General features: G+C 65.3%; 18 protein-coding genes and 1 tRNA gene. 7 read left to right on the top strand and 12 right to left on the bottom strand.

Annotation, left to right across the window (positions count from 1 at the left end; all coding sequences use genetic code 11):
• Window positions 1-2: 2 nt before the first annotated feature.
• From LC060_RS13710 to metZ, 5 genes are all read right to left on the bottom strand, one after another.
• Window positions 3-2,252, bottom strand: a complete 2,250-nt coding sequence (locus tag LC060_RS13710) for a S9 family peptidase (protein WP_226636420.1) — start codon at window positions 2,250-2,252, stop codon at window positions 3-5.
• A gap of 70 nt (window positions 2,253-2,322) precedes the next feature.
• Window positions 2,323-3,126 (bottom strand): LysR family transcriptional regulator, encoded by an 804-nt coding sequence (locus tag LC060_RS13715; RefSeq protein WP_226636421.1) that lies wholly within the window; start codon window positions 3,124-3,126, stop codon window positions 2,323-2,325.
• 78 nt (window positions 3,127-3,204) lie between these two features.
• Window positions 3,205-3,603, bottom strand: a complete 399-nt coding sequence (gene apaG / locus LC060_RS13720) for a Co2+/Mg2+ efflux protein ApaG (RefSeq protein WP_213504511.1) — start codon at window positions 3,601-3,603, stop codon at window positions 3,205-3,207.
• Window positions 3,604-3,671: 68 nt separating this feature from the next.
• Window positions 3,672-5,039 carry a PAS domain S-box protein gene (locus LC060_RS13725; protein ID WP_226636566.1) on the bottom strand — a complete coding sequence of 456 codons (1,368 nt, stop codon included), beginning with the start codon at window positions 5,037-5,039 and terminating at the stop codon, window positions 3,672-3,674.
• Window positions 5,036-6,244: an O-succinylhomoserine sulfhydrylase gene (metZ, locus tag LC060_RS13730; RefSeq protein ID WP_226636423.1), complete on the bottom strand. Its 1,209-nt coding sequence runs from the start codon at window positions 6,242-6,244 to the stop codon at window positions 5,036-5,038. Before metZ ends, LC060_RS13725 begins: the two co-directional genes overlap by 4 nt.
• 101 nt (window positions 6,245-6,345) lie before the next feature.
• Between metZ and LC060_RS13735 the strand changes: the two genes are divergently transcribed.
• A complete protein-coding gene (locus tag LC060_RS13735; protein WP_226636430.1) occupies window positions 6,346-7,632 on the top strand; it encodes a phospholipid carrier-dependent glycosyltransferase in 1,287 nt (428 codons plus the stop codon).
• Between the two features lie 39 nt (window positions 7,633-7,671).
• On the opposite strand, the gene LC060_RS13740 is transcribed toward LC060_RS13735, so the two are convergent.
• The 6 genes from LC060_RS13740 to LC060_RS13765 form a co-directional block, all read right to left on the bottom strand.
• Entirely contained in the window at window positions 7,672-8,853 is a 1,182-nt protein-coding gene (locus LC060_RS13740) for a glycosyltransferase (protein WP_226636431.1), read from the bottom strand.
• A gap of 45 nt (window positions 8,854-8,898) precedes the next feature.
• The gene (gene leuB, locus LC060_RS13745; protein WP_226636433.1) at window positions 8,899-9,942 is read right to left on the bottom strand and encodes a 3-isopropylmalate dehydrogenase; all 1,044 of its coding nucleotides are present in this window, start codon (window positions 9,940-9,942) and stop codon (window positions 8,899-8,901) included.
• Window positions 9,943-9,964: 22 nt separating this feature from the next.
• Complete coding sequence (recO, locus tag LC060_RS13750; protein ID WP_226636568.1) at window positions 9,965-10,570, bottom strand: DNA repair protein RecO; 606 nt, start codon at window positions 10,568-10,570, stop codon at window positions 9,965-9,967.
• 90 nt (window positions 10,571-10,660) lie between these two features.
• Window positions 10,661-10,915: an accessory factor UbiK family protein gene (locus LC060_RS13755; protein ID WP_226636435.1), complete on the bottom strand. Its 255-nt coding sequence runs from the start codon at window positions 10,913-10,915 to the stop codon at window positions 10,661-10,663.
• A gap of 107 nt (window positions 10,916-11,022) precedes the next feature.
• Window positions 11,023-11,577, bottom strand: coding sequence for a TspO/MBR family protein (locus LC060_RS13760; protein WP_226636437.1), 555 nt, complete (start codon window positions 11,575-11,577; stop codon window positions 11,023-11,025).
• Window positions 11,578-11,687: 110 nt separating this feature from the next.
• Window positions 11,688-12,431: a TlyA family RNA methyltransferase gene (locus LC060_RS13765; RefSeq protein ID WP_226636439.1), complete on the bottom strand. Its 744-nt coding sequence runs from the start codon at window positions 12,429-12,431 to the stop codon at window positions 11,688-11,690.
• A 160-nt stretch (window positions 12,432-12,591) separates the two neighbouring features.
• Here LC060_RS13765 and LC060_RS13770 point away from each other — a divergent pair, with 160 nt between their 5' ends.
• From LC060_RS13770 to LC060_RS13780, 3 genes are all read left to right on the top strand, one after another.
• The gene (locus LC060_RS13770; protein WP_226636441.1) at window positions 12,592-13,182 is read left to right on the top strand and encodes a hypothetical protein; all 591 of its coding nucleotides are present in this window, start codon (window positions 12,592-12,594) and stop codon (window positions 13,180-13,182) included.
• A 758-nt stretch (window positions 13,183-13,940) separates the two neighbouring features.
• Window positions 13,941-15,041 carry a branched-chain amino acid aminotransferase gene (locus LC060_RS13775; protein WP_226636443.1) on the top strand — a complete coding sequence of 367 codons (1,101 nt, stop codon included), beginning with the start codon at window positions 13,941-13,943 and terminating at the stop codon, window positions 15,039-15,041.
• Window positions 15,042-15,186: 145 nt separating this feature from the next.
• Window positions 15,187-16,104, top strand: coding sequence for a M14 family metallocarboxypeptidase (locus tag LC060_RS13780; RefSeq protein ID WP_226636445.1), 918 nt, complete (start codon window positions 15,187-15,189; stop codon window positions 16,102-16,104).
• Window positions 16,105-16,114: 10 nt separating this feature from the next.
• On the opposite strand, the gene LC060_RS13785 is transcribed toward LC060_RS13780, so the two are convergent.
• Window positions 16,115-16,912, bottom strand: a complete 798-nt coding sequence (locus tag LC060_RS13785) for an acid phosphatase (protein WP_226636447.1) — start codon at window positions 16,910-16,912, stop codon at window positions 16,115-16,117.
• Window positions 16,913-17,135: 223 nt separating this feature from the next.
• On the opposite strand from LC060_RS13785, the gene yghU reads away from it, so the two are divergent.
• The 3 genes from yghU to LC060_RS13800 all read left to right on the top strand — a co-directional run bounded on the left by yghU (window position 17,136) and on the right by LC060_RS13800 (window position 19,702).
• Entirely contained in the window at window positions 17,136-17,984 is an 849-nt protein-coding gene (gene yghU, locus LC060_RS13790) for a glutathione-dependent disulfide-bond oxidoreductase (RefSeq protein WP_226636449.1), read from the top strand.
• A 115-nt stretch (window positions 17,985-18,099) separates the two neighbouring features.
• Window positions 18,100-18,174 (top strand) — tRNA-Gln (locus LC060_RS13795).
• 217 nt (window positions 18,175-18,391) lie between these two features.
• Window positions 18,392-19,702, top strand: a complete 1,311-nt coding sequence (locus tag LC060_RS13800; RefSeq protein ID WP_226636456.1) for a tyrosine-type recombinase/integrase — start codon at window positions 18,392-18,394, stop codon at window positions 19,700-19,702.
• The last annotated feature ends 4 nt before the right edge of the window (window positions 19,703-19,706 follow it).

The raw sequence follows: 19,706 nt of genomic DNA on the forward strand, positions 1-19,706 counted from the left end.
GCTCAGTCCTCGCCCGTGATGCCGTGGCGCTCGAGGAAATCGAAGATCGTGTCCCAGACATGGACGCTGATCTTCGGGCCACCGACCGAATGGGTGTGGCCGGGGTAGAACATCATCTCGAACGGCTTGGCCTCGTTCTGCAGCTTCGCGGCCAGCGCGGTCGAGTTCTCGAAGACGACGTTGTCATCGGCCATGCCGTGGATCAGCAGCAGCGGATCGGCAATCTTGGGCGCATCCTCGATGGCCGCGGACGCGGCGTAGGCCTCGGGCACCTGGCGCGGATCGCCCATGTAGCGCTCGGTGTAGTGGGTGTCGTAAAGCTCCCACTTGGTCACCGGCGCGCCGGAGATACCGGCCGCGTAGAGCCCCTGATCGGCCTCCAGCATCTTGAGCGTCATGTAGCCGCCATAGGACCAGCCGTAGGTCACGATCTTGTCCGGATCGACGAAATCGAGCGTCTTGAGATACTGCGCGCCTGCCTTCTGGTCGGCCACCTCGACGGTGCCCATGGCCTCGCGGATCTGCTTTTCGAAGTCCACGCCGCGATGCGCGCTACCCCGGTTGTCGAGGCGGAAGTAGATGAAGCCCTTGTCGACGATTGCCTGCGGACGCGCGCCCAGCCAGGCCTTCGACACGGTCTGGACGTGCGGGCCGCCGTAGTGTTCGAAGAAGACGGGATAGGTCTTGCCCGGCTTCAGTTCGGGCGTGATCATCATCCAGTGCAGGTCCGAACCGTCCTCGGCCTGCACCGTACCGAAGCTGGGCGCGCGGTGGCTGGCGAGATAGGGCGTGTAGGGATGCTCGGCGTCGAGCTTGTTCTCTTCCACCCAGGCCAGACGCGCGCCGGTGCCATCCGCAATGTAGCTCTGCGTCGGCTGATCGGGCGAGGAACGCGAGATGACCAGCGTCGAGGCGTCCTGGCTGGCACCTGCCGAATTGGCCCATTCCAGCTCGGTCAGGCGCTCGGGCGTGCCGGGATTTTCAAGGTCAATCGCATAGACTTGGGGCGCCAGCACATCATCGCGCGTGCCGGTAAAGATGACGCGGCCCTTGGCCTCGTCCACGCCGACAAGGCTGGAGACTTCCCAGTTGCCGCTGGTGAGCGCCGTCCAGGCCCCGTCCTTGAAGCGGTAGAGATGGCCAAAGCCACTGCGCTCGGACCACCACACCAGGCTGCCGTCCTTGAGGAAGCGGTAACTGTCGGACAGGTTGGTCCAGCCCCCCTCTGCTGCGGTCTCGGTGAAGAGGACCTGCGAGGTACCGGTCGCGGGATCGACCGCCAGCATGTCGAGCCGGTCCTGCGCGCGGTTCTGGCGCTGGACGTAGAGCGTCTTGCCATCGCGCGACCAGTTGACGCGCGCGATGTAGATATCCGGGTCCTCCCCCAAGTCCACCTCGACGCGGCCCGAACCATCGGGCTTCATCACGTAAAGCGAGACGAGTACGTTCGGGGTACCCGCCGCGGGATAGCGCTGCGCGTAGATCTTGGTGCCCTCCGCGCCGATGGCGGCGCGCTGGACCACGCCCACCGGAGCCTCGTCGTAACGCTCGACCGCAATGTGCGCCTCGTCAGGCGCCCACCAGTAGCCGGTAAGGCGCGCCATTTCCTCCTGCGCCACGAACTCGGCCTCGCCCCAGTGGACCGTCTCGGCCGTTTCCTCAGGGGTTACCGGCTTCTGCCCGCGGCCCGTCTTGCCCACCAGGAGGCGGCCGTCGCGGACATAGGACACATAGGTCCCCGACGGGCTCAGCGCCGGGTTCAGTTCATCGCCTTCATCGTCGGTCAGGCGGGTTACCTTGCCATCGAGCCCGGCGAGAAAGAGATCGCCATCGAGCGGCACGAGCAGCGAGGCCGAATCCTCGTTCCAGGCGTAGTCGACAATCCCCTTGAGGTCGCCGATGCGCTGGCGTTCGCGCTGCATCTTCTCGGCTTCGCTGAGTTCGCGGCCCGTCCCCAGCGACAGCGAATCGACCAGCATGCGCCATTCCCCGCCCTTGCGGTCATAGCCCCACAGGTCATAACGCTCACGGTCGTCCGGGCGGTTGCGCAGCAGCGTCAGGTAACGGCCATCGGGCGAGATGCGCACCTGGCGCGGGCTCGGACCATTGAGCGCGGGGCTGGCAAAGACACGCGTGAAATCGAGCGTGGCAGCGGAAGTCGGATCGGGCATGGACGTCTTTCCGGCGGTATCCGCCTTGGCGAAGGACAGGGTCGGCAGGGCAACCGGCAGGGCGGCGACAAGGCCAGCCATCAGCAGATGTCGTGTTTTCATGGCAAGGGGGATAGCAGACTGGCCGGGCGATGCCAGATGCCCGCGCGGCTCAATCCGCAGCCGTCAGCGCCGCCACCAGGTCCTTGACCTTCTTCTGGCGCCATTGCGGGCGCGGGGCGAGCAGCCAGTAGGCCCGCCTGCAGGGCTTGGCCTTGGCTTCCAGTTCCTGCGCGCTCCAGTTGGCAAGCCCTTGCGCCAGGAGCGCGGGTACGCGCACGCGGCCCATGCCCGCATTCGCCGCAGCAACGGCCTGCCCGGCATCGCTGACGATGATCGGGGGCTTGCTCTCTTCGCTGTCCTCGCCCTGACCGCACGGGTCGGGATCGCCCGGCCAGCCGATCCAATCGCCCTCGCCGATCTCGACCCAATCCGCTGTTCCCAGCTGCACCCCTTCCAGATCGCCGGGGCCATCGGTCCAGCGCACGGCGAGATCGAGATTGGCCTCGGTGAAGTCGGTCATCTCGCCATCGACAAGCGCGTAGCGCACCTGCGGGTTCGCCTTGCGGAACGCGGCAAGGCGCGGCGCCAGCCAAGCGGCGAAGAATTCGCGCGGAGCGGCGATGGTGTAGACAAGGCTCGACTGGCCCGCCTGCATCGACTGCACCGCGTCCTCGAACTGGAGGAAGCCGCTGCGCAGCGCGGCAAGTCCCGCGCCCGCCTCATCGGTAAGCTCGAGGCCCTTGCTGGTGCGGCGAAAGAGGACGACGCCCAGAACATCCTCGAGCGCGCGGATCTGCTGGCCGACGGCTGCAGGCGTCACCGCCAGTTCGTCCGCCGCGCGGGTGAAGGAGAGGTGTCGGGCCGCCGCGTCGAAGACGCGCAGGGCATTCAAGGGCAGATGCGAACGCTTCATGGCGCTTTTCTAGGCCCGAGAGCGGCTACGGGCAAGCCGCTCCGCGCCGCTTCGACCTTCGTGTAACGTGCGGAAAAATCAGCCCGCCGTCGCGGGTGCGGCGAGCGGGAAGAAAGGGATCTGTGTCTGCAGCTCCGAACCGTCGTCGCGGCGGAAGATGTAATGGCCTTCCATGCTGCCCTGGGGCGTCGGCAGAGGGCACCCGGACACGTAATCGTGCGAGGCACCGGGCGCGAGGACCGGCTGTTCGCCCACGACCCCGTCGCCATCGACCACACTGACTTCGCCGTTGCCATCGGTGATGCGCCAGTGGCGGCTCATCAGCTTAATGGTACCTTCCGTCCCGTTCTCGATACGGATGTGGTACACCCAGAACCATTTGCCCGCTTCGATCCGCGATTGCTCAGGAAGGAAGTTCACCGCGACGCGAACCGTCACGCCTTCGGAAATGGCGGCATGCTGAAACAGTTCTTTCATGGGTATAGAGTAGCGACAAAAGCCCGCCGGGACAACCTCGTTGCCCACGTTCCGGTACCTTGTGCACGCTAGTCGAGTTCGGCCGCCCGGCATTCGAGCTGCCAGCAGAAACCGGCGACATCGTAGGTCGTCGTAACGTTTGCACTGAGTTTGACCCGCGGTACGTCCACGATGATGCGCGTGCCAAAGCCCTTGTGCTGCGGCGCCTCTACCGCCGGCCCGCCCCGCTCGCACCAGCGGATGCGGAAGATCGCATCGTCCTCTTCGCCCGTGGGAGCCGGTTCGCGCGCCCAGGAGATGGTCACCCGTCCGCCCGGGTCGGAGAGCGCGCCATACTTGAGCGCGTTCGTGCCCATCTCGTGCAGCGCCATGGCGAGCGCCTCGGCCGCGCCCGGCGAGAGCATCACGTCCGGCCCCTCGCAGGAAACCTGCGCGCGCTGCTCGCCCAGCGAGCGCAGCTGCGCCTCGATCATCTCCATCACCGGAATGTCCGACCAGGCCCGGCGCACCAGCACGTCCTGGTTGGCGGCAAGCCCCCGGATGCGCTGCTCCAGGCGCTCGATGAAATCGGGCCGGCTGGCATCGCTGCGCCGCGCCAGCGACTGGATGATCGCCAGCATGTTCTTGGAACGGTGGTTGACCTCCTGGAGGAGCAGTTCGATGCGCTGCTCGGCATCGCGCATCTCGGTCACATCGGTGTTGGTGCCGAACCAGAAAATGATCGCCCCATCCGCATCGCGGATCGGCTTGGCGCGGGAAAGGAACCAGCGCCATTCGCCCTTCGCCGAACGTAAGGGAAAGGTGTCTTCCCAGTCCGCGCCGGAACGGAAGCAGGCGCTGATCCGCGCGACCACGCCCTCGACGTAGTCCGGGTGATGGACAGACTGCCAGCCCCAGCCCTTCATGTCTTCCAGCGTGGTGCCGGTGTAATCGAACCAGCGCTTGTTGTACCAGAATATCGAGCCCTCGCTGTCCGCGATCCAGGCCAACTGGCTTATGTTGTCAGCAAGGAGCCGAAAGCGCTGTTCGCTCTCGGCAAGCTGACGCTGAGTGGCCTTCTGGCCCGAGATGTCGCGCGCGATCTTGCTGGCCGCGACGACCTTGCCATCGCGGTCGAGCAGCGGTGAGACGGTCACCGCGATGTCGACCAGGCTGCCATCCTTGCGCAGGCGCACGGTCTCGAAGGTCGGCATGCGCAAACCCTGCCGAATCCGCGCGATGATCGCGTCCTCTTCGTCCTGCCGGTCCTCCGGAATCAGCGTGCGAATGTTGCGCCCGACGATCTCGTCGTGCGGCCAGCCGAACACCCGCTCGGCGGCCGCGTTCCAGCTGAGAATCGTGCCGTCGAGCGTCTTGCCGACAATGGCGTCGTCGCTCGACTCCACGATGGCGGCAAGAAGCGCCGCCGGGTCGGTTCCGTGGGCGAGAGTGCTCAGAGCCCCGCCCGGTTCAGCGCCTGGTCGATGTCCTCGATCAGATCGTCGATATCCTCGAGCCCGACGTTGAAGCGCAGCATGCCTTCGGAAATGCCCATCGCCTCACGGCCCTCAGGCCCCATGTTGTGGTGGGTGGTCGAGGCCGGGTGGCACATCAGCGAACGCGCATCACCGATGTTGTTCGAGATGTCGACCAGTTCGAGTGCATCGAGCAGCGCATGCGCCTTCTCGCGCCCACCTTCGACCTCGAAAGCGAAGATCGGACCGCACGCATCCATCTGCTTTTGTGCCAGGTCCTTCTGCGGGTGGCTGTCGAGCCAGGGGTGCAGCACGCGCTTGACGCGGCCTTCGATGAACTGGCCCATCTTGAGCGCGTTCTCGCTCTGACGCTTGGCGCGAAGGTCCAGGGTTTCCAGGCCGTGCATCACCACCCAGGCGTTGAAGGGGGAAAGATTGGGGCCAGTGTTGCGCTGGAAGGGCAACAGCTTGTCGTTGATGAACTCTTCGGTACCACAGACTGCACCGGCAAGGACCCGGCCCTGCCCGTCCATCATCTTGGTTGCCGAATAGGCCACCACGTCGATACCGTATTCGAGCGGACGCTGCAGCACAGGTGTGCAGAAGGCGTTGTCGACGACGGTCGTGATACCATGCGCCTTGGCGATCTCGGCGATGGCGGCGAGGTCAGCCACGTCCATCGTCGGGTTGGCCGGGGTCTCGAAGAAGAAGACCTTGGTGTTGGGGCGGATGGCCTCTTCCCAGGCCTTGGTGTCGCGCGCGTCGACGACGGTCACGTCAATGCCGAAGCGCGGCAGCAGGCTGTCACCCAGCCAGCGGCACGAACCGAAGGCGGCGCGTGCGGACACCATGTGATCGCCGGCGGAAAGCTGGCACAGGAGCGCCGTAGTCATAGCCGACATGCCCGAGGCCTGAGTACGGCACGCCTCGGCCCCTTCCATGAGCGCGATGCGTTCTTCCAGCATCTGCACGGTCGGGTTCTGCAGGCGCGAGTAGGTCATGCCGTCGTCCTCGCCCATGAAGCGGGCGGCGGCGGTACCGGCGTTATCGTAGCTGTACCCCGAGGTCAGGAACATCGCCTCGCTGGTCTCGCCCATTTCGGAGCGCCAGGTGCCTCCGCGAATGGCCTTGGTTGCGGGGCGCCAGAGGCGGGTCTTGCTGCGGTCCTGTCCAGTCGTGCGTTTCATGGTGCAACGCTCTAGGAGGCCCGACGAGTCGGCGCAAGCGACTGCAATGCAACACGCCTGCGCTTGCGCACGCCCCGGCCAGCGCCTATCCCGCTCAACCGATGCCGCTCAACTCCCGTCCCGACCGCGATCCCCTGCTGTGGTGCACCGCGATCGCCTTCGCATTCCTGGCGCTGCTGCTCTGGCGCATCACCTTCCCCGTCGAGTTCTACTTCGACGAGATCCATTACGTGCCCGCCGCCCGTAAGCTGCTGGAGTTGGTGCCCGCAAACCGCGAACACCCCATGTTCGGCAAGGAAGTGATCGCAGGCTTCATCTGGCTGCTGGGCGACACGCCGCTGGCCTGGCGGCTGGGGCCGGTGCTGGCTGGCGCGCTGGGTCTGTTCGGTTTCGGCCGCTTCTTGTGGCATGTCTCGCACAAGCGCCGCGCCACGATTCTGGGCATGGTCCTGCTCGCGACCAATTTCATGTGGTTCGTCCAGAGCCGCATCGCCATGCTCGACATGATCGAGGCGGGGCTGTGCATGGTGGGCCTATGGCAATTCGCCGCCGCGCTCAGGGCCCCAACAACGCGCAGCGCGCGCGGCCACCTGCTCGCGGCCGGGCTGGCGATGGGGCTCTCGCTCGGCGCGAAATGGTCAAGCGCCCCCGCGCTGATGGTGCCCGGCCTTGCCTTTCTCGCGCTGCGCCTTTCCGAAGGCGGGCCCTTCTTCAAGGGGCGCAAGGGCGGTGTGGGGACGATCCCGGGGATCTCGCTCCTTGAGGCCGCCTTCTGGCTCGGCCTCTTCCCCTTGTGCGTCTACTGGCTGACTTACCTGCCTGCGATGTTCTACGCCGACCGGCCCATCTGGTTTACCGGCTTCATCGAACAGCACGAGTACATGATCCGCCTGCAGGACAGCGTGAAGAAGCCCCACCCCTACCGCTCGTACTGGTACATGTGGGTCACCGACTGGCGTGATATCTGGTACCTTTTCAAGGTGATCGACGGTTCGCAGCGCGGCATCGTGATGCTGGGCAACCCGCTTTCGATGCTGGCGGGTCTTGCAGCGCTGGTCTGGGGCCTGTGGGCGATCCTCTTCCGGCGCCGCTGGGACGTGGCGCTGCTCCTGGCGCTCTACACGCTGTGCCTCGGCGTCTGGGCGGTCAACGGCAAGCCCGTGCAGTTCTATTACCACTACCTTCTGCCGGGCGCGTTCCTGATGGGCATTCTGGCCTTTGCGCTGGAACCGCTGCTGGCCCGGCGCGATCGCTGGCGCTGGGTGGGGCTAGGCATTCCCGCGCTCTCGGTGCTGCTGTTTCTGGGCTTCTTCCCGATCCTCTCGGGGCTGCCTCTGCCCACGCGCCAGTTCTACAATGTCTGGATGTGGCTGCCGAGCTGGCGCTGAGGCAGCTGGGGGCTCACGCCGAGCCCCCACGGTCCAGGATCAGTACTTGCCCCAGACGAACTTGGACGACAGCGCGAAGTTCCACACAGCGCCCAGGATAATGCCGACAAGAACGGCCACGAAATCGTGGAAACCGATGGACTTGAGCACGGCGGCCGAGCCCACGTTGGTAAGCAGGCCGAGCGAGCAGGTCAGCGCGAACTGGGCCCAGCCGCGCAGCAGTGCGCTGAAGCCGCGCAAGCGCTTGTCGGAGTAGGTCAGCTCGTTGTTGAGGACGAAGTTGAACGTCATCGCAACGACGGCCGCCAGCGTGTTGGCGGTGTTGAAGACCGCGCTCTCCGACCAGTTGCCGTAGACGAAGCGCTCCCCGAAGACGACGTGAAGGAGCAGCCAGAGCGCCGCGAACTGGACGATGACGCCCAGAGCGCCCACGGTCCCGAACAGCGCGAAACGCGTCGGGATGATCCGGCCGAGCCACTTGTCGTAGAGGCCTACGAGAAATTCGAACACTACGGTCTGGTCCAGTTTGCTTTCGCCCTCGGCGCGGGCCGCGAAGTTGAGCGGAAATTCCTTGACGCGCAAGGGCGTTTCGGAGGTCGCCAGAATGTCGAGCAGGATCTTGAAGCCCACGCCCGAGAGGCGGTGCGCATCGGCGCGCAGGAACGCAGCGGGCAGCATGAAGAAGCCGCTCATCGGGTCGCTCAGCTCAACACCCGTGACCTTGTTGGCGATGCGGTTGGCAAGCCCGGAGACCTTCACGCGGTCAGGGCGCCCCCAGGCCTCGGTGCTCGCCCCTTCGGCGAAGCGCGAGGCGTAGGCCAGGTCGTAGTCGCCGCCCTTGAGCGCGGCGAGCATGCCCACAAGGAGCGCAGGATCGTGCTGGTGATCCGCGTCCATCACCGCGACGTAGGGCGCAGAGGTGGAGCACATGCCCTCGATCGCCGCACTGGCAAGGCCGCGCCGCCCGATGCGCTGGATACAGCGCACCCTTGGATCGGCCTGCGCGATCATGCGGACCTCGTCGGAGGTGCCGTCCGGGCTGTTGTCATCGACGTAGATGACTTCCCAGGCGATGCCCTGAAGCTCGCGATCGATCCGCTCCACCATCGTCGCGATGTTGCGACGCTCGTTATAGGTAGGCAGGACAATCGCGAGTTCGAGCGGCCGCGTGGCCACGGGCGCATCGGATGGGAGGGATGTGTGCGAGACGGTATCGTTCATGGAAACGGGACTGAAGTCGGAGGAAGACAAGGGAAACCCGCAGCCTTACAGGTGCGCGAGGACCGCGTCACCGATTTCCACGGTGCCGGCGGTGCCGCCCAGGTCCCCACCCTTGATGCCCTCGGCAAGCGCAGCGGCGACCGCATCCTCGATGCGCACGGCCTCGGCCTCGAGGCCGAAAGAGTGGCGCAGCATCATCGCGGCGGAAAGGATCGTTGCCATCGGATTGGCCAGGCCCTTGCCCGCGATGTCAGGCGCAGAACCGTGGATCGGCTCGTAAAGGCCGAAGCTGCCCTCCGCGAGGCTCGCCGAAGCCAGCAGACCGATCGACCCCACGCACATGCTGGCCTGGTCGGAGAGGATGTCGCCGAACAGGTTGCCGGTCACGACCACGTCGAACTGGCCGGGGTTCTTCACAAGCTGCATCGCCGCGTTGTCGACGTACATGTGGGTGAGTTCGACTTCGGGGTAGTCCTTGGAGACCTCGATCACGACGTCGCGCCACAGCTGCGAAGTTTCTAGGACGTTGGCCTTGTCGACCGAGCACAGCTTCTTCGCGCGGGTCATCGCCGCCTTGAAACCGGCGTGCGCGATGCGGCGCACCTCGTCCTCGGCGTAGGACATCATGTCCCAGCCCTGACGGCGGCCGTCCTCAAGCGTGCGCATGCCCTTGTCGCCGAAGTAGACGTCGCCGTTGAGCTCACGCACGATCAGGAGGTCGATCTCCTGCGCGACTTCCGCGCGCAGCGAAGTCAGACCCTCGAGCCCCTTGTACACGCGCGCAGGGCGCAGGTTGGCGAACAGGCCCAATTCCTTGCGCAGGCCAAGGACGGCCTGCTCGGGACGCAGGTGGCGTTCAAGATGGTCAAGATCGAAGTCGCCAACCGCGCCGAACAGGATGGCATCGGCCGAACGGGCGATGTCGAGCGTGGCTTCGGGAAGCGGGTGGCCATGCTTGCGGTAGGCCGCGCCGCCAACGTCACCCTCGACCAGTTCGAGGTCCGGCAGGCCCAGCTTCTCCAGAACGCGCACGGCCTCACCCGTGACTTCCGGACCGATCCCGTCGCCTGCAAAAACCGCGATGCGCATGCCTGTTTCCCTAGCTGCTGTCTTAGTCAGAAATTCGCCCCAGCCGCTCGCGCAGCTGGGTGCGGGCCGCCATAACGTCTTTGCGCCGTTCGGCAAGCGGATAGCGGTCCAGTTCGCGCCCGATCCTGTCGAAAGTCCGCAGAATCGCGTCCCAGTCCGCGTCATCTGGACGCGGCACGGGCACGCCATAGCCCAGTTCGCGCAGCAGCAGGACCTCGTAGGAGAGAAGAGGCAGCGCCCATCCGCGTGCGGAAGGTGCCACACAAATCGCCTCGAGCAGCCCGCCAAGCGCCTGGTGGAGCGCAGGATAAGCCTGCCGCTCGGGCAGGCTCGCGGCGGTGAGCGAGGTCAACCAGGAAAAGGCCGCGGACGGAAGGGGCTCGGACAACCAAGGGCCGCGCGAGCGCACGAGCTCGACGCGCGCGAAGGGAAGCTGACCTTCCGAACGCGCACGAATATCGACGGCTACGATGTTCCCGGGAATGAGGACGGGCCGCAAGGTACGGCCCCGCGCGCCAGCAACGTAGGCCGCAACAACGCCTTCCTCGTGGGTCAGGAACCGCACGATAGCCGCAGCCTCGCCGTGCGACCGCACGGCGCAGACGATGGCTTCGGTACGCAGCTCCATCATGACGCACACTCGCACATCATGCGAGAGGCTTCACGCATCCTGGAGCCAGCACCATCTCGATTCCTTCGGGTGTCACCCCGCGAGGGATCAGCCGTTGCGCAGCTGCTTGGCTTCGATCTCGTCAAGACGGGCCTTGAGGGCTTCGGCTTCCGCGCGGGCGGTCGCGGCCATTTCCTTGACCGCCTCGAATTCCTCGCGGCTCACAAAGTCCATGTCGCCCATGAACTCCTTGGCGCGCTCGCGCATGTTGTCACGCGCTTCGCGGGTCATGCCGGCAAACGTGCCGGCAGCGCTGTTCATCATCTTGACGAAATCGGCGACGAAAGGGTTTTCGCTTTGCATGGAAGCCTAAATGGTACAGCCCGCCCCCCTGCGCAAGAGGGTTCGATGGCGTTGGTGGAGGAGAATCGCGCGCTCGCCGAGAAGATCACGGCAAAGGCCCGCCCGGCTCAAATCTCGTAGCGGATCTCCGCTCCCGAGGGCGCCTTGCCGTCAAGGTCGCGATTGATCTGGAGGAAGGCGTAGTTGAGATACGTCGCGAAGAGGATCCAAGCGAGATAGGGCAGGAGCAGCAGCGCCGCCTTCACGCGGATGCGCCAGAACAGCACGATCGTGGCGAGCACGAGGACATCGAGCACGGCGATGACCACAAGCGCGCCGGTGATACGGTGCATCCCGAAGAAGACCGGCGACCAGGCAAGATTTACCAGAAACTGCAGCGCGAAGACGCCGCAAGCCAAGCCACGCCCTGACGCTCCACGCGCGGCCAGGATCAGCGCCAGGGAAAAGCCCATCATGGCATAAAGGATAGTCCAGACGATCCCGAAGGCGGCGGGCGGCGGATAGACGGCGGGCTTGGCCAGCGCAGCGAACCAGACGTTCTGCGGCCCGCTCTGCGCGAGCGCTCCTGATAGAAACCCGCAGAGCACGAGCGCAGGGACACAGACCAGCGACCAGCGCAGGAAACTGGCGCGCAACTGACCGGAAGAGGCAAGCAGATTCATACCCGGATCATCTCTCAAAACGGGGGACCATCACAGCCGCCCAACCCTAACCGATGGTTCGTATTACGTTACTTGCGGGAATCTGGCGTGTAAGGAAAGCCCCGTGCCGTTCAGGCCCCGCTCGCGATCTCGCCTGCGACCTCGCGGCCGCGCGCTGCCGACACGAGGAATTCGACATTGCCTTCCGGCCCCGTGATCGGGCTTTCCACGATCCCCTGGATAGTCCAGCCGCCCTCTTCCAGCCAGACACGCACTTCCTCGCAGACACGCGCGTGGAGCGCGGGATCGCGCACGACGCCGCCCTTGCCCACCTCGCCGCGCCCAACCTCGAACTGCGGCTTGATGAGCGCGACGAGGCGGCAGTCCGGTCCGGCCAGGTTCAGGGGCACTTCCAGCACCTTGGCAAGGCCGATGAAGCTCGCATCGCAGACCACCCAGTTGCAGTCCTGCGTGATGTGCTCGCCCGTCAGGATGCGGGCACTGGTCTGCTCCAGCACCGTGACGCGCGGATCCTGGCGCAGCTTCCAGGCGAGCTGGTTGGTGCCCGAGTCGACCGCGAAGACGTGACTCGCCCCCTTGGTGAGGAGCACGTCTGTAAAGCCCCCGGTCGAGGAGCCGACATCGATCGCCACCGCGCCTGCGGGATCGAGCCCGAAGTGCTCGATCGCATGGGCAAGCTTGATCCCCCCGCGCGAAACCCAGGGGTGGTCGCGTCCGCGCACTTCCAGCGGCGCGTCGGCCTTGAGCGTCTGCCCGGCCTTGGCGATCTTGGTTTCCCCGGAAAAAACGTGCCCCGCCATGATCAGCGCCTGCGCGCGCGTGCGGCTCTCGGCTAGTCCACGGTCGACGAGCATCTGGTCGACGCGCGCCTTCCCTGCGGATTTGCCATGCGGTTTCGCCCCTTTGCCACGGTTTTCAGGGGCGCTGGACTTTTCGGTGGATGGAGACTGGGACGCGTCGGACATGGGGCACTGCACACTTGAGAAGAGGCGCTCGTCATTCCATACCGGACGCATGAAGGCAAATCCGCGCGGTCGCGCTCTCCCCGTCCGTCTCGTTTCGGCACCGGCTCTCGCCCTGACCCTGTTTGCGGCTGGCTGCATCCCCGCACCGCCAGCCTCGACACCCACGCCCAGCGCCACGCGTCCGGCACAGCGCCCCGCGCAGCCGCAGGTTCAACAGCTGGCGACACCCGCTCCGCCACCCTCGCCCCGTTCGCTGCCCGAGCCTGCAAACTGGCGCGACGCGCCCGTGACGCCGGGCACCTGGAGCTGGGCGCAGAGCGGCCCGCGCTCGGTCGCCGATTTCGGAGGCAGTCTGTTCACCATGCGCTGTGACACGCGCAATGCCACGGTGACCCTTGAACGCCGCGCCCAGGGTGCGGCGGGCCGTGTTACCATGGGCATCACCACGATGCAGGAGACGCACACCGTCACAACCGAGGCCCGCCAGGGCTATTACGTCGCGACCCTGCCCGCGCGCAGCCCGATCCTCGACGACATGGCCTTCACCCGCGGCCGCTTTGCGCTTTCCACGCAGGGCCAGCCCACGCTCTACATTCCGAGCTGGACCGAGGTCTCGCGCGTGATCGAGGATTGCCGCTGACAGCACCTGCCTGGCGAGGCTGGCCGCACGCGTGGCACGCCTCGCCGAAACGCCTGTGCGATATGGGCAACAAGAGCACCTTGCAGGAAGGATTCGCGAAGCCGGACACAGACCGGACCACTGCGAAAAACCGGCGGAAACGCGGGCCTTTCAGCTGGGGAAAACTTCAGCGAAGGCATGATAATGCCGCGAAAAAACTTGAATTCAAGTCTTGTGGTGCGCTGCGGAATAAGACACATTTTCTCGCAGGACGACGGAACCCGAGGAAGCCCTCCTCGGAGCTACCGAAGTCCAGTCGCTCTCGGGCGGCGAACCCTATGGCTCAACAGCGCGAAAGGAGGTGATCCGATGTCTCATGGTTCAGCATGGAGGTCGGCAATTTCCGTCGCGAGGCATTATCGCTGATTTCAGATACGCGATAAAGGTACTCGCTGGCGGCACTTCCGGCCGCTGACCATGTGAAAGGCCGTACCGGCGCTCCCGGTGCGGCCTTTCTCATTTTCTGGCCGTCAGGGGCGCGAAAGCGACAAGCCCGCACTCTACACAATCGCGCAAAGCCGCATGCACGCCGCGCAAGAGCATCTCAGCGCCTATCGGCGCAACCTCCCGAATTTGCGCGCTTTCAGCAGGGCACTTGCCTCCATCGCACCGCGTGCTACACCTGAAACCATACGTATCAATATTACTTTACAGTTGCGCGCAGCGTAATTTTCATACACCTGCGCCCTCGCAACCCCAAGACAGAGGACTGAGTTTTCATGGCGAGTCCCGCCGAAGCCGCGCTGACGTTTTCCCTTGAGCCCAACCCCGCCCCTGCCAGCGACGCGACGCGCGCGGCGGTATTGGCCAATCCGGGCTTCGGCACGCACTTCACCGACCACATGGTCACGATCGACTGGACCGAAGGCACTGGCTGGCACGACGCCAAGGTTTCCGCCTACGCGCCGATCCCGCTCGATCCGGCCGCCGCGGTGCTGCACTACGCTCAGGAAATCTTCGAGGGGCTGAAGGCCTACAAGCAGGCCGACGGTGCGATTTCGCTGTTCCGTCCCGACGCCAACGCAGAGCGCTTCAACCAGTCCGCCACGCGCCTTGCCATGCCGACGCTGCCTGAGAACCTCTTCATCGAGGCGATCGAGAAGCTCGTCGAACTCGACAAGGCCTGGATCCCGGACGCCGAGGGCGCCTCGCTCTACCTGCGCCCCTTCATGATCGCGACCGAGGCCTTCCTGGGCGTGCGCCCGGCCAAGACCTACAAGTTCATCCTGATCGCCAGCCCGGCGGGCAACTACTTCAAATCGGGCGCCCCTGCGGTCTCGATCTGGGTCTCGGACTACACCCGCGCAGCGCCCGGCGGCACGGGTGCGGCCAAGTGCGGCGGCAACTACGCGGCCAGCCTTGTCCCCCAGGGCGAAGCCCTTGCACGCGGCCACGACCAGGTCGTCTTCCTCGACGCTGCCGAGCACAAGTGGATCGAGGAACTGGGCGGCATGAACCTGTTCTACGTCTTCGATGACGGCACGATCCTCACCCCCGCGCTGACCGGTACGATCCTGCCCGGCATCACCCGACGCAGCCTCATCGCGCTGCTGCGCGAAGAGGGCCTGACCGTGAACGAGGGCCGCTACAGCCTCGACCAGTGGCGCGCGGACGCGACCAGCGGCAAGCTCGTCGAAACCTTTGCCTGCGGCACGGCGGCTGTCGTTACTGCGGTCGGCAAGGTAGCGGGCAATGACGGCGAATTCACCATCGGTTCGGGCGGCCCCGGCCAGCTGACCGAGAAGGTCAAGGCCCGCCTCGTCGCAATCCAGCGCGGCCAGGCCGAGGACACCCACGGCTGGGTCCGCAAGATCGCCTGATCGCGCCAGCTCCTGACCCAAACGAAGAACCCGGCCAGCCCTGCGCCCGCCGGGTTTTTTCGTGCATAGCGTGCCAGGCCCTCTTGCCCCGCCGCACGCACATGCCATCTCGGGAACGAAAATTCCTCCTGAAGACGAGAGCGCCATGACCGACACCGCCCCCTACCCCATCGGCACCCCCGGCACGCCCTGGGGCGCGCGTGAGGTCGATGCCTGGCGGGCCACGCAGGCCGCCCAGCGCCGCTACGGACAAGACGTCGAGCCGCGCATCCTCGCGCTGGCCGACCGCTTCACGCTTCAGGAGTACGGCACGCTCGACTACGCGGGAGAGCGCTTCACGCTCTACGCGCTCTCGAATGGCCCGATCGACGCGAGCTTGCCCACCGCGCTCGTGACCGGCGGCGTCCATGGCTACGAGACCAGCGGCGTCATGGGCGCGCTCGAGTTCCTCGAAACACGCGCAGCGGACTATGCGGGCCGGGTCAACCTGCTCGTCGCGCCTTGCGTCAGCCCCTGGGCCTATGAGCGAATCAACCGCTGGAATTACGACGCCATCGACCCCAACCGCAATTTCACTGCCGACAGCCCGGCGGGCGAATGCCGTGCGCTTGTCGCCCTCGTCGCCGCGCAGGAGGTTCCCTTCCTGCTCCACATCGACCTCCACGAGACCACCGACAGCGACGAGGAGGAGTTCCGCCCCGCGCTCGCCGCGCGTGATGGCAAGGACTACGATCCCGACACCATCCCCGATGGCTTCTACCTGGTCGACGATGCCGACAACCGCCAGCCCGCTTTCTGCGAAGCCATTATCGAGGCCGTTGAAAAGGTGACCCACATCGCGCCCGCCGACCCGCAGGGCAACATCATCGGCTCACCCGTCGTGCAAAAGGGCGTGATCGAGTACCCGCAAGGCAAGTACGGCATGTGCGCGGCCATCACGGGCGCACGCTTCACGACCACCACCGAGGTCTATCCCGACAGCCCGAGTGCAACACCCGAAGAATGCAACGCCGCACAAGTCGCTGCCGTGTGCGCCGCGCTCGACTACGGGCTCGGCGCCTGACAGGGCGTGCTCACAGGCCCGCCGCCGCCATTTCCCGGCGCGCGGCGGCGAGTTGCGCCTGAAAGACAGGATCGGACTGGACGCGGGCGAATGTCGCGGCTGCCACCACGCGCCCACCTACCGTGTCGCTCATCCAGTGGACGCGGCAGATCACGCGGCTGAAGCCGAAGTCGTACCCGCGCTGGAGCACCGCGTCGGCACGGCTCGGCACCAGTTCGGCCAGCACCAGCGCCATCATCCAGCCCGCCGTGGTGTGGCCGGACGGATAGGACCCGTCGTGGCGCAGGGCCTCCTCCTCCTCGGGCGTACACGATCCGCCACCATTCTCGGCAAAGGGGCGCACGCGCTGGTAGTGGTTCTTCGCCTTGTAACTGGCGAGCCCCGCGTCGGCCATCGCCCGGCGCAGAAGCATCTCGGTATGGGGCTTGCTCCCGTCCGACAGCGAGGTGCCGACAAGCGGCTCGAAGGAACTGACGATGGCCGGCCAGTTGAGGTCGGCATCGGAGGTCGCGAGCGCAAAGCGTTCGGAAGATGCCCCTTTGGCCGCTTCCCAGGCGGCTTCGTCGGCGGCCTTGGCGGCGCTCCCCTCCGCGGGCGGCGGAGGCAGGAGAGCCAGGCTGTCGGGCAGCTGTGACATCTCCAGATAGCCCTTGGGGAGCGGGATCTCGGGCGAGATCACACCGACCTCCGCCACCGTAACCGGGGGCAGCGCGGCGGAACGCGTGTCGCCTGTCGCCGTGGTCGTGCATCCCGCCAGCACAAGCAGGCATCCACCTGCGACAATTCCTAGAGTGCGCGTGCTCTGCATGTGTCCTGTCCCTTCGCAGCATGGTGTTGAAGACGTAAACTAGCCTTGGCCAGGTTGCGTGGGCATCGGGGTTAACCCTCGGACGTTAAAGCACGAAGACAACGCGCTCGGACACAAGTCGCTCCCCGAACATTGGCGGCCGCGCCTCTTGTTGCGCCCCTCGTCGGCACCTACCTAGCGCGTTCTTCTTCTCCCGGCGCCTGCAACAAGGAGCTCAGCGCACATGGCCGACACCACCTACACGCCCCCCAAGGTCTGGACCCACGACGCCGAGAACGGGGGCACCTGGGCCAGCATCAACCGCCCCACCGCCGGTGCGCGCGAACAGAAGGACCTGCCCCGCGGCGAGCATCCCTTCCAGCTCTATTCGCTGGGCACGCCCAACGGCCAGAAGGTCACCATCCTATTCGAGGAACTGCTGGCAGCCGGCGTCAGCGAGGCCGAGTACGACGCCTGGCTCGTCAATATCGGCGAAGGCACGCAGTTCACCTCTGGCTTTGTCGAGATCAACCCCAATTCCAAGATTCCCGCCCTCCTCGATTGCTCGGGCGAGACGCCGGTCCGCGTCTTCGAATCGGGTGCGATCCTGTTCCACCTCGCCGAGAAGTTCGGCATGTTCCTGCCCAAGGACGGCGCGGCCAGGACTGAGTGCATGTCCTGGCTGATGTGGCAGATGTCGACGGCCCCCATCATTGGTGGCGGCTTTGGCCACTTCTACGCCTACGCGCCTGAAAAGTTCGAGTACGCGATCAACCGCTTCGCGATGGAAACCAAGCGCATCATGGACGTCGCCGACAAGCGCCTCGCCGAGACGCGCTACCTGGCGGGCGATGACTACACCATCGCCGACATCGCGACTTACGGTTGGCTTGGCGGCTTCGTGCGCGGCGAATCCTACACCGACGCCGCGACCTTCCTCAGCGTTCACGAATACACCAACCTCATGCGCTGGGGCGAGGAACTGGGCGAGCGCACCGGCGTGAAGCGTGGCCTCGTCGTCAACCGCGATGCGCCAGGCAAGATCAAGGAGCGCCACAGCGCGGCCGATATCGACGCGGTCCTCGGCGCCTGACCGGTTTTCCCCGGCGCGGGGAAGGTCCGATGCGAAAAGGGCCTTTTCAGCGCCGGGATAAGCCGCTAAGCGCGCAGTCCCATCGCGGTGCACGCAGCGTGCCACGCGATCCTGCTGGGGCGTAGCCAAGCGGTAAGGCAGCGGTTTTTGGTACCGCCATGCGCAGGTTCGAATCCTGCCGCCCCAGCCATTCTCGATTCTCACCACCTCTCAAGCCGTCCAAGAGCGGCTCTTGCAAATGGCGGAATTCCGCCATTTACCTAGGCCTTCGCGTCCCTCTACGTCCCGGGAGGGGGCCTTGCAGCTCGGCCCCTAGTTGGTCAATTTGTTGGTACGAAATCACCCATTTCCAACACCGGAACGCGTCTCAGGATTCGAACCTGTGACTTCGGGGGGAGTTGCCAACAATGCTCACCAACATTGCGATCAAGGCCTTCAAGCCAAAGGACAAGACCTACAAGCGCTCCGACGCGGCCGGGCTCTACATCGCGGTCAATCCCACCGGCTCGAAAATCTGGTATCTGGCCTACCGTTTCGGCGACAAGCAGAAGACGATTTCGGCCGGTCCCTATCCGAAGGTTTCGCTTCTGGCCGCCCGTGCCTGGCGCGACGAGATGAAGAAACTGCTGGAGTTGGGCCTTGATCCATCGGAAGAGCGCCGCCACGAGCAGCGGGAAGCCAGGATCAAGGCCCGCGGCGACGTGACGAACACCTTCGAACATGTCGCTCGCGAGTGGCTGGAGACACGCTCCCTCGCCTGGACGCCGCGTTATGCCGATCTCGTCACCGGACGGCTCGAAAGCGACATCTTCCCTGTCATCGGCAAATGCAACATCGCGCACATTCGTCCGCGTGAAATCCTCGAGGCGATCCGCAGGATCGAGGACCGGGGCGCTGTGGAAATGGCCCACAGGGTAAAGAACCACTGCAGCGAAATCTTTCGCTACGCGATACCCGACGGACGCTGTGAAAGCGATCCATGCCGCGACATCGGACCCGCCTTGCGCAAGCCCCAGCCAACACGTCACCGCCCGAAAGTTTCGGCGCGCGACCTGCCTGCCTTCTATGCCCGGCTCAACGGTGATGATGGTGCCAGACTGAGCCACCTGGCCCTTCGCTGGACGATTCTGACGATGGTGCGCACGCAAGAGACCCGATTCGCCCAATGGGCTGAGTTCGAGGATCTCGATGGTCCCGAGCCGCTATGGCGTATCGGTGCCGATCGCATGAAAATGCGCAGCGAGCACCTCATCCCCCTGCCCCGGCAAGCTATTCCGCTCTTGGAAGAAATCCACGAGCTCAACATCTTTCGAAAGGCAGGAAATCCCCGGCACGGCCGCTTCCTGTTCCCGGTTGCAGGGACGCGCAGCATGGTGATCAGCGAGAACCGCATGCTCGACATCATGTACAGGATTGGCCTGCGCGGAAAGGCGACCGTCCACGGCTTTCGGGGCCTTGCCAGCACGGTGCTCAACGAGAGCGGCCGCTTTCAGCCCGACTGGATCGAAATGCAGCTCGCCCATCAGCCGCGCGGGGTTCGCGCAGCCTACAACGCCGCGCAATATCTCACCCATCGCCGTCAGATGATGCAGTGGTGGGCCGACTATCTCGACAAGGCCGAAGCACGAGGAATGGCTGAACGCGAGCACGTATCCAGCCCCTTTGGCTCGACCGCGCTCGAGACATTCCCCCCGCTCAGGACGCGCAGGCGAGCCTGATCTC

It is taken from the genome of Novosphingobium profundi (assembly GCF_020524485.1).
In the GTDB taxonomy this organism is placed as follows: Bacteria; Pseudomonadota; Alphaproteobacteria; order Sphingomonadales; family Sphingomonadaceae; genus Novosphingobium; species Novosphingobium profundi_A.